The organism is Roseomonas chloroacetimidivorans (assembly GCF_049629625.1).
Taxonomy (GTDB): Bacteria; Pseudomonadota; Alphaproteobacteria; order Acetobacterales; family Acetobacteraceae; genus Roseomonas; species Roseomonas chloroacetimidivorans.
The window spans coordinates 15,627-29,466 of record NZ_JBNBZS010000024.1 but is presented as its reverse complement, the minus strand read 5'-3'; the positions used below and the strand labels follow the sequence as shown (position 1 = coordinate 29,466).

Genomic DNA, 13,840 nt, shown 5'->3' with positions numbered 1-13,840 from the left:
CCGAGCAGGGCTGGTGGTGGAGCGGCCGGGCGCTATTGCCTGAAGCAGGCGGCGGGGCCGTCCCGCCGCTCCATTTCCGCCCGGCGCCGGAGTGAGCTGCGGCTACTTGGTCGCGGCGGCCGCGATGCCCTTCTGGATCAGTTCAGCCGCCTGATCCTTCGTTCCCCAGCCCGTGATCTTCACCCACTTGCCGGGCTCCAGATCCTTGTAGCGAGAGAAGAAGTGCTCGATCTGCTGCCGCGTGATCTTCGGCAGGTCGTCGCAGGACTGGATATCGGAAAAGAAGGGGTGGATCTTGTCATGCGGCACGCAGACAAGCTTCTCGTCCTGCCCCGCCTCGTCCTCCATCAGCAGCACGCCGATCGGGCGGCACCGGATAACGCAGCCCGGCACAACCGGGGCAGGGATCAGCACCAGGGCGTCGGTCGGGTCGCCATCATCGGCGATGGTGCCGGGGATGAAGCCATAGGCCGCCGGATAGGCCATGGGGGTGAACAGGAACCGGTCCACCACCACCGCGCCGGTCTCCTTGTCCAGCTCGTACTTGACCTGGCTTCCCTCGGGGATCTCAACAACGACGTTGATGTCGTGCGGTGGGGCCTTGCCGGTCGGGATCAGACTGGGATTCATGCGGCTGTGATCCTGGATCTTAACGCGTCGACGCGGAATGCGACGAAATGTCGCCGCCTCTAGCAGCGCATGCGCCCAGCGTCCATTCGACGGCTTGTCCCGCGCCGTGCCCGCCCTCAGCATGGCGGGAGCGATCCCGGCAGGGAGAGGAATGCCTGTGACCGAACCTACCATCCGCCGCCGCGCGGTCCTGACCGCCTCCATGCTCGCTGGAACCCTGGCTGCCCCCGCCATCCAGCCCGCGGGCCCTGCTGCTGCCCAAGGCAGCGCCCCGACACCGGCCCCGACACCGGCCCCGACACCGGCCCCGGCACGGGCTGCGGATGCCGCGCCGTTGATCGTACGTAAGCAGGTCTTCGAGGGCGGCACCTACCAGACCCGCTCCGGCGGCACCGTCCCCAATATCCGCATCGGCTACCAGACCGCGGGCATGCTGAATCCGGCCGGCGACAACGCCGTGCTGATCACGCATTTTTTCTCGGCCAATAGCCATGCCTTCGGGCGCTACACGCCCAGCGGCCCTGCCGGCTACTGGGACGACATCATCGGCCCCGGCAAGGCGATCGACACGAACCGCTTCTTCGTTATCTCCTCCGACACGCTGGTGAACCTGAACATCAACGATGATTCGACGACCAGCACCGGCCCGTCGGCGCTAGACCCCTCCACTGGCAGGCCCTTCGGGATGACCTATCCCGTGGTCTCCATGCGGGACTTCATCGAGGTGCAGAAGCGGCTGCTGGACAGCCTGGGCGTAAAACGCCTGGCGATGGTGGCTGGCCCCTCCATGGGCGCTCTGCAGGCCATCGAATGGGCCTGCGCCTATCCCGAGATGATCGACCGCGTGATGCCTGTGGTCGGAACGGGCGAGTTCGACGCCTTCCTCCTGGGCTGGATGGATATCTGGGAGGTTCCGATCCGCTCCGACCCGAACTGGCGCAACGGGGAATATTACGGCCAGGGCCGGGAGCCGCCCACGCGTGGCCTGGCGGAGGCATTGAAAATCGTCACCCTCCAGGCCCGCGATCGTGGCTCCCTGGCGCAGTTCGGCCGCCGCCCCGCGGAGGGGCAGGATCCCGCCCGCAGGATCGGCGACAGTTTCGCCATAGAGAAGTTCCTCAACGACGCCGCCATGGCACGCGCCAGAACCTCCGATGCCAATGCGTTCCTCTATCTCACCCGCGCCAACCAGCTTTTCCTGAACGAGTATCCGGACACCGCCACGGCCCTGGCCCGCAGCAAGGGGAAATGGCTTGTGGCGCCTTCCGCCGGGGACCGCATTTTCCCTGTGACCTATGGGCGTGACCTGGCTGAGATGCTCCGCAGGGCGGGGCGCCCCGTGACGCTGGTGGAGCTCGAGGGCGGTCTCGGCCATCTGGAGGGGGTAGCCGGGATGGCGAAGGCCGAGAGCGCAATCCGCACCTTCCTCGCGGCCTGACCCTGTTCTAGAGAAATCCCTGGGATGGGCCGGTAGCTCAACGGTTAGAGCTGGCCGCTCATAACGGCTTGGTTGCGGGTTCGATTCCTGCCCGGCCCATCCCGGACCTTACCAATCCGCCTTACCGCCCGAGCAGCCCGCGCAGCAGATCCTGCACGGCCGGCCGGCGCTCATGCTGCGGGGCGGCCTGTGCGGGCGGGGGCGTGCCGACCGCCGGCGCCGCGCCCCGGGCCACCGCGAGTTGCCCCGCGCAGTCGGCGGCAGGCGCCGCGCCGCTGCGGCCACCCAGCAGCCCCTCCACCAGGGATCCGATCGCGGCCGTGTCCTGATCATTCGAGCGCTGCGCCAGCCCGCCCAGCACCCCTGCCGCTGCCGCCGTCGCGGCGTTCGGATCGACGCTAAAGCGCGGATCGGCGAAGCGGCCGGTGATGCCCAGCGGCGTGGTGAGGGAGACATCGCCCACCCGCACCACCGGGCGCAGCCGGAAGGCCAGGGTCTCGTCACCCAGATTGGCCGCGCCGCCGCCCGTGGTGCTTGCGACGCCCGTCTGCACCAGCAGCGCGCGGGACTGTGCGACGCCGCGCGTCAGTTCGAAGCGCAGGGCGAGGCAGCGGATCTCGGCTGCGTCGCCCAGCGTATTCCCGGGCACCACGCCGCGTAGGGCGGAGGTGGCGCCGGCCAGCAGGCGCGGATCGAGCTGCCCGCCCGTCATCGCCAGGCCGAGATGCCCAGCCAGGCTGCCTGCCACGGCCCGCAGCCCCGCGCCTTCGCCTCGGAGCGAGAGGTCCAGCGCTCCCTTGCCCGAGACGGGCGAGCGCGTGCCGAAGGCAGCCAGGAGCGGGGCGGGATCGACTCCGCCCTCGCCGCTGAGCAGGGTCAGGGACAGACGCGGTACCGCCCCATCCGCCTCGGCCGAGAGGCTGCCTGAAACCGGCCCGCCCGGCGTGGCGGCCGCGAAGCGCTCGACGGTCAGCTTCTTTCCATCCAGCGCGGCGCGCAGCGAAACGTCACGCCAATCAGCCCCATGCATCCGGAGCGCGGCGATGCTCGCTTCGGCATCCAGGGCCAGGGAAGCGTCCCGGATGGCGGAGAGGTCGATCGGCGTGTCGGGAATGACCCTTCCATTGGGCCGCGCCGCCGGAGCGGGCGCAGGGGCGGGGGGCGCCGGCGGCGGGGATGCCGGCGCGGGGGCAGGGGCTGCTGTGGCGGGCCTGGCCGTCAGCGCGTCCGCATCCACCCGGTCCAGCCTCGCCCGCAGGGTCACGCGCGGCAGGACGCCGCCCCGGCGCCAGGAGAGGCTGCCCTGGCCGGCGGCCTCGCGTGCGGTCAGGGTCAGTTCAGGCAGGTCGCCGCCATCGGCCAGCAGGCGCAGCCGCCCCTCGGCCGTGGCATCATGCAGCGCTGGCAGGCCGGCCGCCCCGGCCTGAGTAGCGGCGGCCCGCAGATCGGCGGCGCGCAGCGAGACTTGCCACTCCGTCCCCTCGGTCCGGTGCCCCGGCGCGAGCGCCCCCTGAATAGAGGCGGCGAGGCCCTCGCCGTGCAAATTCACCACCAGGGGCAGCGGCGCATCGCTACGCGCGGCGGCAAGGTTCGGCCCCTGGGCGGAGAGGTTCAGAGGCAGCTCCCCGATCCGCAGCGTGCCTGTCAGCGTCACCGGCCCATCCGGTGACGGGGCGCCGAATTGTGCGCCGGCGAGGGCCACGGTGCGGCCGCCGGCCTGGAAGGCCAGCTCGGCGGCGGAGGCGTTCAGTGTTTTCAGGCCCGAGGCGCCATCAGCCTCCGCCACCAAGGAGAGGCCCTTCGCGGCAGGTAGGGTGACGCCCGGCAGGGCCGGGGCCAGCCGGTCCACGGAATCGGCCGTCACCGCCAGGCGGGCGTGCCAGCCATCGGTCCGGAAGGGCAGGGCGAGGGCCCCCGTCGCCTCGGCATTCAGGCCGGGGACGGAAAGGCTGGCGCGGAAGGGCCAATCGCCCGGACGATTGGTGAGCAGCGCGGCCAGGGGACCCGTGCCCGCCTTCACCGCGGCGGTGACGCCACGTGCCACAACCTGCCCCTCGGCCTGGATCGCCTGGTCAGAGGCGCGGAGAGTCAGATGGGGCAGCTCCACCACCTCCTCGCGGCCCGGAGCGCGCCAGGTGACGCGGCCGCCCTCGATATTCACAGCGTCCACATCCAGGGTGAGAGGCTGGGATGGTTCCGAAGGGGCGGTGGGCTGCTGCGCCACTACCTCTGGCCTCGCGGCCGGGCCGAGCTGCCAGTTGCCATGGCCCTGGGCATCCGTCTCCAGCAGCAGGTCCGGGGCGACCAGGGTCAGGCGGCGTACCTGCACCTGGCGGGAGAGAAGAGGCATGAGAGCCACTTCCGCCTCGATCCGCCGGGCACGCAGTATTTCCGGGCGCGAGCCACCCGGGACATTGGCCAGGGTCGGCCCCTCCAGCGTGATGGTGGGCACGAGGGAGGGGCGGAGGCCGACAGGGCCGGAAAGGGTAAAGGCGCGGCCCGTCGCAGCCTCCACCGCCGCCTGCAGGCGGGGGCGGATGGCGTCGGAACGAACCAGCAGCAGCAGGGCCACATAGCCGGCCAGCGGCAGGCCAATGACGAGGATGCCCAGGCCGATCAGCCAGGGGCGCAGGCGGCGGAGGCGCCCATGGGGGGCGCCGGGACGCGCGGGCTCGGTCATGGCAGGGCTCCCGGAGTTCTGGCGGGCGTCAGCGCGAATGCTTGGCCGGCGGCATGCGAGGCCGGTCGAAGCCGAGGAATTCGAAGCTTTCGTCCATATGGGGCGGAAGAGGTGCCGATACGGTCAGCGTGCCGCCCTCGGGATGGGGCAGCTCGATCGAGCGGGCATGGAGGTGCAGCAGGTTCGACATCCCCTCCAGATGCGCGGCTGCGCCACCGTACTTTCCGTCGCCGAGGATCGGGCATTTCAGCGCGGAGGCCGCATGAACGCGGAGCTGGTGGGTGCGGCCGGTGAGCGGGTTCATCTCCAGCCAGGAGACGTGCTTCCGGGCATTGTCCACCACGCGGAAGTCGGTGATGGCATGCGCACCCTCCTCGCCTTCCTCGGCGGGGGCGGTGCGTTCCCCGCGGGGGCCGCCCTGCCTGGCCAGGGGCATGTTGATCCGCCCGGCCAGCGGATGCGGGCGGCCGACGACGAGCGCCCAATAGGTCTTGTGGGCGTCCCGGCTGCGGAAGGCCGAGGCGAGCTTCGCGGCGGCGCCGGCGCTGCGCGCCAGGAGCAGGACGCCGGAGGTGTCGCGGTCCAGCCGGTGGACGAGGCGGGGGCGTTCCTCGGCGCCGAAGCGCAGCGCGTCCAGCATGCCATCCAGATGGCGGGCGATGTTCGGGCCGCCCTGCACGGGAAGGCCATGTGGCTTGTTCAGCGCGATGACGGAATCATCGCGGTAGAGGACCATCCGCTCCAGCATCGCGGCGTCACGTTCCGAAACGGCAGGGCGGGCGGGCTCGGGCGGCGGCGCCTCGGGCATGGGGGGAACGCGGATCTGCTGGCCCGGGGTGAGGCGCGTGCTGGTTTCCGCCCGCTTACCGTCCACCCGCACCTGACCGGTGCGGAGCATCTTCTGGAGCGCACCCTGGGTGAGGTTAGGGTGATGGCGGCGGAACCAGCGGTCGAGGCGGAGATCGGCCTCATCGTCGGCGACGGTGCGGAGAGTGGCGGGCATGGAGGGGAGGTAGCGATGGCGGGGGCCCGCGTCGAGATTGGCCCGACGGAAAGGAACCGGGACGGGGGTGGCTCGACGGGGCGGCGCCGCTCCGGAATGATCCTGCCGGCCGAGAGGAGGACCTGATGCACGAGGTGACCCGGGCCGTTCCGGCCGATCGAGCCGTCGGGCTGCCGATCCGCACGCCGAGGCTCACGCTTCGTCTTGCGGAGGCCAGCGATGCCGCCCCGCTGGCGGTGCTGATGACCGATGCGATTTCCGCCCGTCTTTCCGCCTGGCCCATGCCCTGGACGGAGAAGCGCATGGCTGCCCGCATTGCGGAGTGGCGCCAGATCGGCCTGCCCTGCGTCGTGGAGCGGAATGCGGATGGCGCCCTGGTCGGCTGGGTACATGCCCTGCGTGGGCGCGAAGATCCGGAGCGCGCCAGCATGGGGTGGTGGTGTGCCGAGGCGCATCGGGGGCAGGGCTATGTGCGGGAGGCGGCAAAGGCGCTGTTGCCCGTTGCCTTCGCACGCCTGGGCGTAAGTGTGGTGGAGGCCGGGGCGCAGCCAGACAACCACGCCTCATTCGCGGTGATGCGCGCGCTGGGCATGGCGCCGGTGGGGGTACGGATCACCCATGCTCCGGCGCGCGGCCGGAACGAGCCGACCTTTTTTCACGAGGTGCGACGCGGCTGATCGGCGGGAGCCTTGCGGGGCCGTTTGTCTCGGGGGCTTGCAGCTCTGGGCCGGCCCGGCCTCTAACCGCCTTGAGTCCAGTCGGAGAATCCGCATGCCCGTGAAGGCGGCTGCCGCCGTGGACCCGCGGGACCTCGCCCTGATCCGCGACTGGTTCCGGCGCCTGGCGGAGCATGTCCGGGCCGTGGACTTCGTTCCGGCCCGCCCGCTTTTTGCGGAGAATTTCATTGCTTTCGGAACTTACGGCGATCTCATGCAGGGGCGCGATCTCGCGGAGAAAAACCAGTGGCGCAAGGTGTGGCCGACCATTGACGGCTTCACCTGGCGACTGGACGGCGTGCAGGCCGTGGTTTCGCCGGATCGGCTGCATGCCACGGGCATGGCGGTATGGGATTCGACGGGCTACCGGCCGGACGGATCGCCCTTTGAGCGGCTGGGCCGCGCCACCGTGACCTTCGCGCGGGAAAAGATAGGCGGTCCCTGGGTGGCGACGCACACGCATATGTCGCTGTTCCGCGGCACGCCGGAGGTATCGCACGGGAAGAAGCCGCTGAAGAGCTGAGGCGCCCGGTCAGGCCGCGCGCTGTCCGATCCACCAGCCCAGTGCGAAAGCCGCGAGCCCGCCCAGGATGGTCGTGACGAGATAGAGGGCCGCGAGCGCTGGTGCACGCTGGAACAGCGCGCCAGTGTCGAGCGAGAAGGAAGAGAAGGTGGTGAAGCCGCCGAGAATCCCGGTGACGAGGAAGAGCCGCAGTTCCGGTGCCACCGCCGTGCCCGCCGCCATCATGCCGCCGATCACGCCGATGACGAGGCTGCCCGCGACATTCACCGTGAGCGTCCCCCAGGGGAAGGCGGCGCCGAGATAGCGCAGTGCCATGACGCCGAGCGCGTGGCGTGCCACCGAGCCGAGCGCGCCGCCCAGCGCGACGCAGAGGACCGGAACGGGTGAAAGTGGATTCATGGGCCGCCTTCCTGATGCGCCGGCGGAGCGCTTAGAGCCGTCCCGCAGGTTGCGCTAGGCGGCCCTGTCGATCAGTTCCAGCCGGACGCCGTCTGGCGCCTCGATGAAGGCGTAGCGGACCCCCGGACGTAATTCGCGGGGCTCCACGGTGAAGGTCACGCCCTTGCTGCGCATCTCCTCCGCAACGGCATCCAAGCCGTTCACGGCCAGGCAGATATGTTCGAGGCCGACATAGGGCGGATGCGGCGCGACCGGAGTGCCCTGGGGCATCTGGTCGATGAACAGGGTCAGCTCGCCGATCGAGACGGCTAGGCGCGCCATTCCGTCCACGGCCCGGCCGAAGAGGAACCGGGCACCGAAGACCTCCATGTAGAAGCGGGCCGCGGCCTCGGCGTCGAAGCTCCGGAGGTGAACATGGTCACAACGGAATTCCGCCATCCAGGCGCGCTCCCCTTCCAGGCTCAGACGGCCTGCTGCGGAGGAGGGGATGACTGCGTCGCCGGACTGTCAAGGGAGGGTTTCATTTCGGTGCTTGCCTAAGCCCCTGCTGTCCCGCAACGTCACGGAAAACGGGAGGAGGCGGCATGGAACCGGTATCCAGGCGCGCGCTGATGCAATCCGCGCTGGGGGTGCTCGGCGCGGCCGCAACGGGGCCGGCCCTGGCCCAGGGCGCCTGGCCCGATCGGCCAGTTCGCATCATCGTTCCCTTCCCGCCGGGCGGATCGACCGACATCGTCGCGCGTTTTCTGGCCGAGACGTTGCGGGAGCGGCTGGGGCAGCCCTTCCTGGTGGAGAACCGTGGTGGCGCGGGCGGCAATGTCGGGACGGACTTCGTCGCGAAGTCACCGCCGGACGGCTATACGCTGGTGGTCAACTCGCCTGGTCCCTTCGCGATCAACGACAAGCTCTACCGGACGATGCCCTTCAATCCCGCGAGGGACATTGCGCCAATCGGCCTCGTCGCTTCGGTTCCGATCGTCCTGATGGTTCCGATTTCCAGCCCCGCGCACAGCGTGCAGGAGTTGATCGGGTTGGCGAAGCGCCAGCCGGGACAACTGGCCTTCGGTTCATCCTCTGTAGGTGGAACCAACCATCTGGCGGGAGAACTGCTGCGAAGCATGGCGGGAGTCGATATCGTCCATGTGCCCTATCGGGGCGCAGCGCCGGCGATGACGGACCTGATCGGCGGGCGGCTGCAGATCTATTTCGACAACATGCCCGCGGTGCTGCCGCAGGTGCGGGACGGGCGCGTGCGGGCCCTGGCCGTGGCGGGCGCGCGGCGCGCAGCGGCGCTGCCAGATCTGCCGACGGTGACGGAAGCTGGGTTGCCGGGTTTCGAGGCGTCCTCTTGGTTCGGCATGGGGGCGCCGGGCGCGACGCCAGAACCGCTGCAGGAGCGGATCACCCATGAGGTGAGGGCAGCCCTCGCCGAGCCTACGCTGCGCGAGAGGCTGGCGGGTGCCGGGGCAGAGCCGGGAACGCTGTTCGGGGCTGATTTCCTGCGCTTCATCGAGGACGAACGGATGAAATGGGGCCGGGTGATCGAGGCCTCGGGCGCGCGGGCTGACTAGCCTTCTCCGGAAGCAGAGGAAGGATCCGCTCCGGCGCGTGTGGCGCGGGAGTCTTCCAATCGGCGGGTGCAGACCCTAGCTGATTCGGATCGCTGGAGGGTTGGATCGCCCGGAAGCGAGAGGCCGCTCTTCAGGCAAGGGGCTGGTCCGTTTGCAGCGGACGCAGGCGAACACTGCTCCAGGGCTGGCCCACTGTTTCACATCGTGGGAGGACGGAATGAACGGCAATGATCTCGCGCGGCGCATGGGGCCAATGCGCGCGAATACGAGGTTGCTCTCGAAGGTCTCACGTCTCTGGCGACGTGGGACGGAGTTGCCGGAAGTGACCGGGGCGGAATGCGCGCGGCAGGCAAAAGACCCGGCGCGCCGGCTGGAGCCGCTGATGCGGCGCAGCGAGGACGAACTCACGCCCGCCTTTGGCACCAGACCCTTGCAGTAAAGCTTGATCCTCCGCGGTGGCGGTTCGGGCGGGTGACCGCCCGCGCCGGAATCGCGGAGCCGCTGTGTCAGATTGTTGAGCCGCTGAACAGGAAATCGCGCACGAGTTGTGCGACCTCGTCGGGGTCGGAGGCGGCGACATGGTAGCTGTCATTCTCCAGCACCATGAGGCGCGAGTTGGGCATCCGCTCCTGCCAGGCGCGCACCTGGTCCACCGAGCCCAGGCCGCTGCCGGTCGTGGTGACAACCAGGGCGGGTGCCTGGATGCGGGAGACTTCCTCCGTCACGTCCACATTCGGAACCATCTGCAGGAAGCCGTCGAGCGTTGAGGCGGCGGTGCGGCCCATGAGCTGCGCCCACCATTCGCGCTGCTCTGGCGTCATGCGCGTGCCCATACGGCCAGTGTTGGAGCCGCGCACCCAGGGCAACACACCTTCAGTCGCGATCTGCTGCCGCCAGGCCGGGGTGCGGGCGATCATGTCCCGCAGCGAGGCGGGGGCACCGAGCACGGCAAGGCGGTCCACCAGTTCCGGATGGCGGGCAGCGACGGCCAGAGCGATGGTGCCGCCGATCTTGCCGCCGACGAGATGCACGCGAGGCAGGTCCAGCGCGCCGATCAGGCGCACCACATCCTCCACCAGGGAGTCGAAGCGCCAGGGATGGTCGGCGGGAAGGGCGGGGGAGTCGCCATAGCCCCGCAGGTCCATGCGGACGACCCGCGCCTGGCGGGCGAGATAGGGCACGAAGGCACGGAACGCCTCGCCGCTTTCCGCGAGGCCGTGAAGCATCAGCGCCGTTGGGGCGTACTTCCAGGGATCAGTGAAGTCGTCCACGCGGTAGGCAATGCTGACGCCCGGCGCGGTCTGGAGAAGCGGCATTGTCCGGTCCTTGGTTAGATGCAGCGGGTGCCGCCGCCATCAACGTCGATCATCGTGCCCGTGATGAAGCTGGCGCGTTCTGAGCAGAGAAAGGCGACGAGGCCCGCGCATTCCTCGGGCGTGCCAAGACGGCCGAGGGCGACGGTTGCGATCGCGGCGGCGTTCTCCGCGCCCGCATCGCGCCCGGCGCCCGCAGCGCCCTGATTGATCAGCGTATCCCAGCGCGGCGTTGCGATCGGGCCGGGATTGACGCCGGTGACCAGCACGTTGTCGGGCGCGCATTCCTGCGCCAGCGCATGGGTGAAGGCGAGGAGAGAGGCGTTCACCGCGCTGCCCGTGATGTAATTGGGCCGGGGCTGGTGGCCGGAGCGGCCAATGATGTTTACCACCCGGCCCCAACGGCGCGCGCGCATGGGGGGCGTCAGCACGCGGGCGCAGCGCATATAGCCCATCAGCTTGAGGTTGATGGACTTCATCCAGACAGCATCGGACGTGTCGCCGATCCGGCCCATCGGCGTAGCCCCGGCATTGTTTACGAGGATGTCGACCTCGCCCAGCGCGTCCTGCGCGCGAGCCATGGCCTGTTCGATCTGGCCGGGATCGGTCAGGTCCGCAGGAATGGGAATGACGCGGTTGCCGGTTTCGCCAGAGATGGCGGCGGCAGCCTCATCGAGCTTCGTGGGATCACGGGCCAGGATGGCCACCGTCACGCCCTCCTGTGACAGCTCCCGCGCGATGGCGCGCCCGATTCCAAGGGAGCCGCCCGTCACGACTGCCTTCCGGCCGGCCAGGCCCAGTTCCATCGCCGTTTCCTCGTTGCTCTTTCCGCCATGTGTCGTCCGTTCCGACACGGGCTGTCAACGAGGAGGCGGGCCGCCTCAGTTCAGCTGGCGCTTCTCCAGCTTGCGCGCCAGGGTGCGGCGGTGCAGGCCAAGCCGGCGCGCGGACTCCGAAACATTGAAGCCCGTATCGGCCAAAGTCTGGTGGATCCGCTCCCATTCCAGCGTCTTGATCGAGGTGGGGCGCTCACTGAGCGGAATGTCGGCATTGCCCGCGGCCTTGGCGAAGGCTGCCTCGATGTCGTCGGTGTTGGAGGGCTTGGCCAGGTAGTGGCAGGCACCGAGCTTGATGGCCTCCACCGCGGTCGCGATGCTGGCGAAGCCGGTGAGTACGACGATGAGCATGGCCGGGTCATGCGCGTGCAGGGCCTGGACACAGGTGAGGCCCGAGGCGCCTTCCAGCTTCAGGTCCACCACGGCGTATTGCGGCGTGCGCTCCTTCAGCAAGGCCTGCATTTCGTCAAAGCCCGAGGCGACCATCACCTCGTAACCCCGCCGCTCGAAGGAGCGGCGGAGCGTGCGGGAGAGGCTGACATCATCCTCCACGATCAGCAGCAGGCGATCAGGCGGCATGGGCTGTCTTCCTCTCGATGGTGATGGACTCCAGGGGCAGCGTGATGGTCACGGCCGCGCCGCCGCCGGCCCGGTTCGCAGCCGTGACATGACCGCCCAGCTTGCGCACGACATTGACCACCAGGAACAGACCGAGCCCGCGGCCCTGCCGGCCCTTCGTAGAACTATAGGGATGGCCGAACCCCTCCAGCATTTCCGGTGTGAATCCGGGCCCATCATCGCTGACGGTCAGCACGATCTCCCCGCGGTTCCGCACGGCCGTCAGGCGGATCCGGCCGGCGGATGCCTCATGGGCATTGTTGACGAGGTTGAGCAGGGCCTGTTTAAGCATTGGGTCGGCCACAATCGGGATGTCGCGGCCGAACAGGTCCACCAGCGCCAGGCTGGTGCCGGGATGGGCGGCGCTCCATTCGGCCACGAAGCCTTCGAGGAAGGTGCCAAGGGTGGTAGCAGCCGCTTCCTCGCCCCGCGTCTCTCCTGCCGAGAGGAGAATGCCGCTGATGATTGTTTTGCAGCGGGTAACCGCGGCTTGCATCTCCTCAAGTTCCTGGCGCAGGTCCGGATCAGCGCCGAAGGCCGGCATGCGCTGCCAATCACCCAGGATGACGGAAAGGGTGGCCAGCGGCGTGCCGAGCTCATGCGCGGCGCCGGAAGCAAGCAGGCCCATGCGGACGATGTGCTCCTCCTGTAGGGCATGCTGGCGCAGATCGGCCAGGCGCGTATCCCGCTCGCGCAGATTGCCGCTGATACGGGTGACGAAAACCACCAGCAGGACGGCATCGAGAAGGAAGCAGACCAGGAACCCCTGAAGATGCAGGCGGAAAGGGTCGTCGCTCAGGGGTTCCGGCAGGATCAGGGGCCGGTGGGCCATGGAAAGGCCGAGGACGCAGAGGCCGGTGATGGCCACCATGGCCCAGGCCCAGCGCAGCGGCAGCAGCACCGCCGCAAGCGTGACCTGCAGCAGGAAGAGGGAGATGAACGGGTTGGTCACCCCGCCGCTGAGATAGAGCTGTGCGGTCAGAGCTGCCACATCCAGCAGCAGCACGGCGAAGAGTTCCCAGGCCCGCACGGGCGCGCGCCAATGCAGGCGCAGCAGGCAGGCCAAATTCAGCACGATGAGCCCGGCCACCACCAGGCCCATGGGGCCGAGCGGCAGATCGACCCCCAGCATCGAGGCGACAATGCTGGTGGTGAAAACCTGCCCGGCCACCGCCATCCAGCGGAGCTGAATGAGCTGCAGCATGTTCTTCGCGCCGGCCGCATCGGCGTCGGCGGGCAGGGCGGCGGCGCCCGACGGGGCCGCGGCCGGCACTCGCCGGTCAGTCGCCCCGGTCAGTCCCATCGCATCCTGTTTCTCCACCTCCTGCGGGAGGGCGGCACCCGGGGAACGTCCAGCGCGCCATCCTTCCCGCAGGGCATAGAAGGTGGTTCCGGCAAGCATCAGCGCCAAGCCATACCAGGTCAGCGCATAGATCAGGTGGTGATTGGGAAAGGCAATGACGGTCAGCCCGCCGATGGGCGGGGTGGCGAGGGCGGGTGAGGCCTCGGCATCGATGAAATAGGGGGCGACGCCCGGGCCGGGCTCCCGGTCCAGCTGCCGGGCGGCGGCGATGGCGGCGACGTCGCGGGAGTACCAGCGGTTCGCGGCGGGGTCGTTGGAGCGGAGAAAGCCGCCACCGGGCTCGGTGATCCGCAGCAGGCCAATGACGGTGACCGGGCCCTCCGGCGGAGGAGCGGTGCGGGTGCTGGCCTCGCTGCGTTCGCCGGGCACGAAGCCTCGGTTGATCAGAACCAGGGCGCCGTCCCCGGTCCGGAACGGGGTCAGCACCCAGAAGCCGGCGCCGAGGGAGGTGGCTGCCTGGGTGAAGGTGTCCCGGCCCCGTAGATATTGGCCGGAAACCTGGACATGCCGGTATTCGTCGGAGGCGGCGCTGACCGCCTGCCAGGAGGCAGGGCCGGGAGCGGCGACGGGCGGGGCATGCACCCGGGTTTCAATCCGCTCGATCAGCTCCAGCTTCCAGGCGCGGCGTGCGACCTGCCAGTTGCCCAGGGCCACCAGCACCCCGAAGGCCAGCAGCGCCGCCGCGCCGAGCGCGAACAGCCGGGCCCTGGACCGGGGCGCTACCGCTTCCTCTCCGGCGGGGGCGGCCAT

14 protein-coding genes and 1 tRNA gene are annotated in these 13,840 nt (G+C 69.5%); 6 read left to right on the top strand and 9 right to left on the bottom strand.

What is annotated here, in order from left to right; translation table 11 throughout:
* Positions 1-102 precede the first annotated feature (102 nt).
* Positions 103-630, bottom strand: coding sequence for an inorganic diphosphatase (gene ppa / locus ACO1BU_RS18555; protein WP_424137458.1), 528 nt, complete (start codon positions 628-630; stop codon positions 103-105).
* A 157-nt stretch (positions 631-787) separates the two neighbouring features.
* On the opposite strand from ppa, the gene ACO1BU_RS18550 reads away from it, so the two are divergent.
* Together ACO1BU_RS18550 and ACO1BU_RS18545 are read left to right on the top strand one after the other, a co-directional pair.
* Positions 788-2,068: an E22 family MetX-like putative esterase gene (locus ACO1BU_RS18550; RefSeq protein ID WP_424137457.1), complete on the top strand. Its 1,281-nt coding sequence runs from the start codon at positions 788-790 to the stop codon at positions 2,066-2,068.
* A gap of 26 nt (positions 2,069-2,094) precedes the next feature.
* Positions 2,095-2,167 (top strand) — tRNA-Ile (locus ACO1BU_RS18545).
* A gap of 22 nt (positions 2,168-2,189) precedes the next feature.
* On the opposite strand, the gene ACO1BU_RS18540 is transcribed toward ACO1BU_RS18545, so the two are convergent.
* Positions 2,190-4,748, bottom strand: a complete 2,559-nt coding sequence (locus tag ACO1BU_RS18540; protein WP_424137456.1) for an AsmA family protein — start codon at positions 4,746-4,748, stop codon at positions 2,190-2,192.
* Between the two features lie 28 nt (positions 4,749-4,776).
* Positions 4,777-5,751 carry an RluA family pseudouridine synthase gene (locus ACO1BU_RS18535; protein WP_424137455.1) on the bottom strand — a complete coding sequence of 325 codons (975 nt, stop codon included), beginning with the start codon at positions 5,749-5,751 and terminating at the stop codon, positions 4,777-4,779.
* Positions 5,752-5,876: 125 nt separating this feature from the next.
* Between ACO1BU_RS18535 and ACO1BU_RS18530 the strand changes: the two genes are divergently transcribed.
* Together ACO1BU_RS18530 and ACO1BU_RS18525 are read left to right on the top strand one after the other, a co-directional pair.
* Complete coding sequence (locus tag ACO1BU_RS18530; protein ID WP_424137454.1) at positions 5,877-6,428, top strand: GNAT family N-acetyltransferase; 552 nt, start codon at positions 5,877-5,879, stop codon at positions 6,426-6,428.
* 94 nt (positions 6,429-6,522) lie between these two features.
* On the top strand, positions 6,523-6,990 hold the full coding sequence (locus ACO1BU_RS18525) for a YybH family protein (RefSeq protein ID WP_424137453.1): 468 nt from the start codon (positions 6,523-6,525) through the stop codon (positions 6,988-6,990).
* Positions 6,991-6,999: 9 nt separating this feature from the next.
* Here the strand turns inward: ACO1BU_RS18525 and crcB are convergent, their stop codons facing one another.
* Together crcB and ACO1BU_RS18515 are read right to left on the bottom strand one after the other, a co-directional pair.
* Positions 7,000-7,389 (bottom strand): fluoride efflux transporter CrcB, encoded by a 390-nt coding sequence (crcB, locus tag ACO1BU_RS18520; RefSeq protein ID WP_424137452.1) that lies wholly within the window; start codon positions 7,387-7,389, stop codon positions 7,000-7,002.
* 54 nt (positions 7,390-7,443) lie between these two features.
* The gene (locus ACO1BU_RS18515) at positions 7,444-7,827 is read right to left on the bottom strand and encodes a VOC family protein (protein WP_424137451.1); all 384 of its coding nucleotides are present in this window, start codon (positions 7,825-7,827) and stop codon (positions 7,444-7,446) included.
* Positions 7,828-7,973: 146 nt separating this feature from the next.
* Here ACO1BU_RS18515 and ACO1BU_RS18510 point away from each other — a divergent pair, with 146 nt between their 5' ends.
* Together ACO1BU_RS18510 and ACO1BU_RS18505 are read left to right on the top strand one after the other, a co-directional pair.
* Positions 7,974-8,960 carry a Bug family tripartite tricarboxylate transporter substrate binding protein gene (locus ACO1BU_RS18510; protein WP_424137450.1) on the top strand — a complete coding sequence of 329 codons (987 nt, stop codon included), beginning with the start codon at positions 7,974-7,976 and terminating at the stop codon, positions 8,958-8,960.
* Between the two features lie 217 nt (positions 8,961-9,177).
* Positions 9,178-9,399, top strand: coding sequence for a hypothetical protein (locus ACO1BU_RS18505; protein WP_424137449.1), 222 nt, complete (start codon positions 9,178-9,180; stop codon positions 9,397-9,399).
* A gap of 67 nt (positions 9,400-9,466) precedes the next feature.
* Here the strand turns inward: ACO1BU_RS18505 and ACO1BU_RS18500 are convergent, their stop codons facing one another.
* Genes ACO1BU_RS18500 through ACO1BU_RS18485 form a run of 4 tightly spaced genes read right to left on the bottom strand, consistent with a single transcriptional unit; the run spans position 9,467 to position 13,840 of the window.
* On the bottom strand, positions 9,467-10,276 hold the full coding sequence (locus ACO1BU_RS18500; protein ID WP_424137448.1) for an alpha/beta fold hydrolase: 810 nt from the start codon (positions 10,274-10,276) through the stop codon (positions 9,467-9,469).
* Positions 10,277-10,290: 14 nt separating this feature from the next.
* Entirely contained in the window at positions 10,291-11,127 is an 837-nt protein-coding gene (locus ACO1BU_RS18495; RefSeq protein ID WP_424137447.1) for an SDR family oxidoreductase, read from the bottom strand.
* 27 nt (positions 11,128-11,154) lie between these two features.
* A complete protein-coding gene (locus ACO1BU_RS18490) occupies positions 11,155-11,688 on the bottom strand; it encodes a response regulator transcription factor (protein ID WP_424137446.1) in 534 nt (177 codons plus the stop codon).
* Positions 11,678-13,840, bottom strand: a complete 2,163-nt coding sequence (locus ACO1BU_RS18485; protein WP_424137445.1) for an SURF1 family cytochrome oxidase biogenesis protein — start codon at positions 13,838-13,840, stop codon at positions 11,678-11,680. Before ACO1BU_RS18485 ends, ACO1BU_RS18490 begins: the two co-directional genes overlap by 11 nt.

What these genes read in the sequence shown, in the direction of transcription:
- ppa (WP_424137458.1), bottom strand. Translation starts at nt 630, where the DNA reads ATGAATCCCAGTCTGATCCCGACCGGCAAGGCCCCACCGCACGACATC.
- ACO1BU_RS18540 (WP_424137456.1), bottom strand. Translation starts at nt 4,748, where the DNA reads ATGACCGAGCCCGCGCGTCCCGGCGCCCCCCATGGGCGCCTCCGCCGC.
- ACO1BU_RS18535 (WP_424137455.1), bottom strand. Translation starts at nt 5,751, where the DNA reads ATGCCCGCCACTCTCCGCACCGTCGCCGACGATGAGGCCGATCTCCGC.
- ACO1BU_RS18530 (WP_424137454.1), top strand. Translation starts at nt 5,877, where the DNA reads ATGCACGAGGTGACCCGGGCCGTTCCGGCCGATCGAGCCGTCGGGCTG.
- ACO1BU_RS18525 (WP_424137453.1), top strand. Translation starts at nt 6,523, where the DNA reads ATGCCCGTGAAGGCGGCTGCCGCCGTGGACCCGCGGGACCTCGCCCTG.
- crcB (WP_424137452.1), bottom strand. Translation starts at nt 7,389, where the DNA reads ATGAATCCACTTTCACCCGTTCCGGTCCTCTGCGTCGCGCTGGGCGGC.
- ACO1BU_RS18515 (WP_424137451.1), bottom strand. Translation starts at nt 7,827, where the DNA reads ATGGCGGAATTCCGTTGTGACCATGTTCACCTCCGGAGCTTCGACGCC.
- ACO1BU_RS18510 (WP_424137450.1), top strand. Translation starts at nt 7,974, where the DNA reads ATGGAACCGGTATCCAGGCGCGCGCTGATGCAATCCGCGCTGGGGGTG.
- ACO1BU_RS18505 (WP_424137449.1), top strand. Translation starts at nt 9,178, where the DNA reads ATGAACGGCAATGATCTCGCGCGGCGCATGGGGCCAATGCGCGCGAAT.
- ACO1BU_RS18500 (WP_424137448.1), bottom strand. Translation starts at nt 10,276, where the DNA reads ATGCCGCTTCTCCAGACCGCGCCGGGCGTCAGCATTGCCTACCGCGTG.
- ACO1BU_RS18490 (WP_424137446.1), bottom strand. Translation starts at nt 11,688, where the DNA reads ATGCCGCCTGATCGCCTGCTGCTGATCGTGGAGGATGATGTCAGCCTC.
- ACO1BU_RS18485 (WP_424137445.1), bottom strand. Translation starts at nt 13,840, where the DNA reads ATGGCCGCCCCCGCCGGAGAGGAAGCGGTAGCGCCCCGGTCCAGGGCC.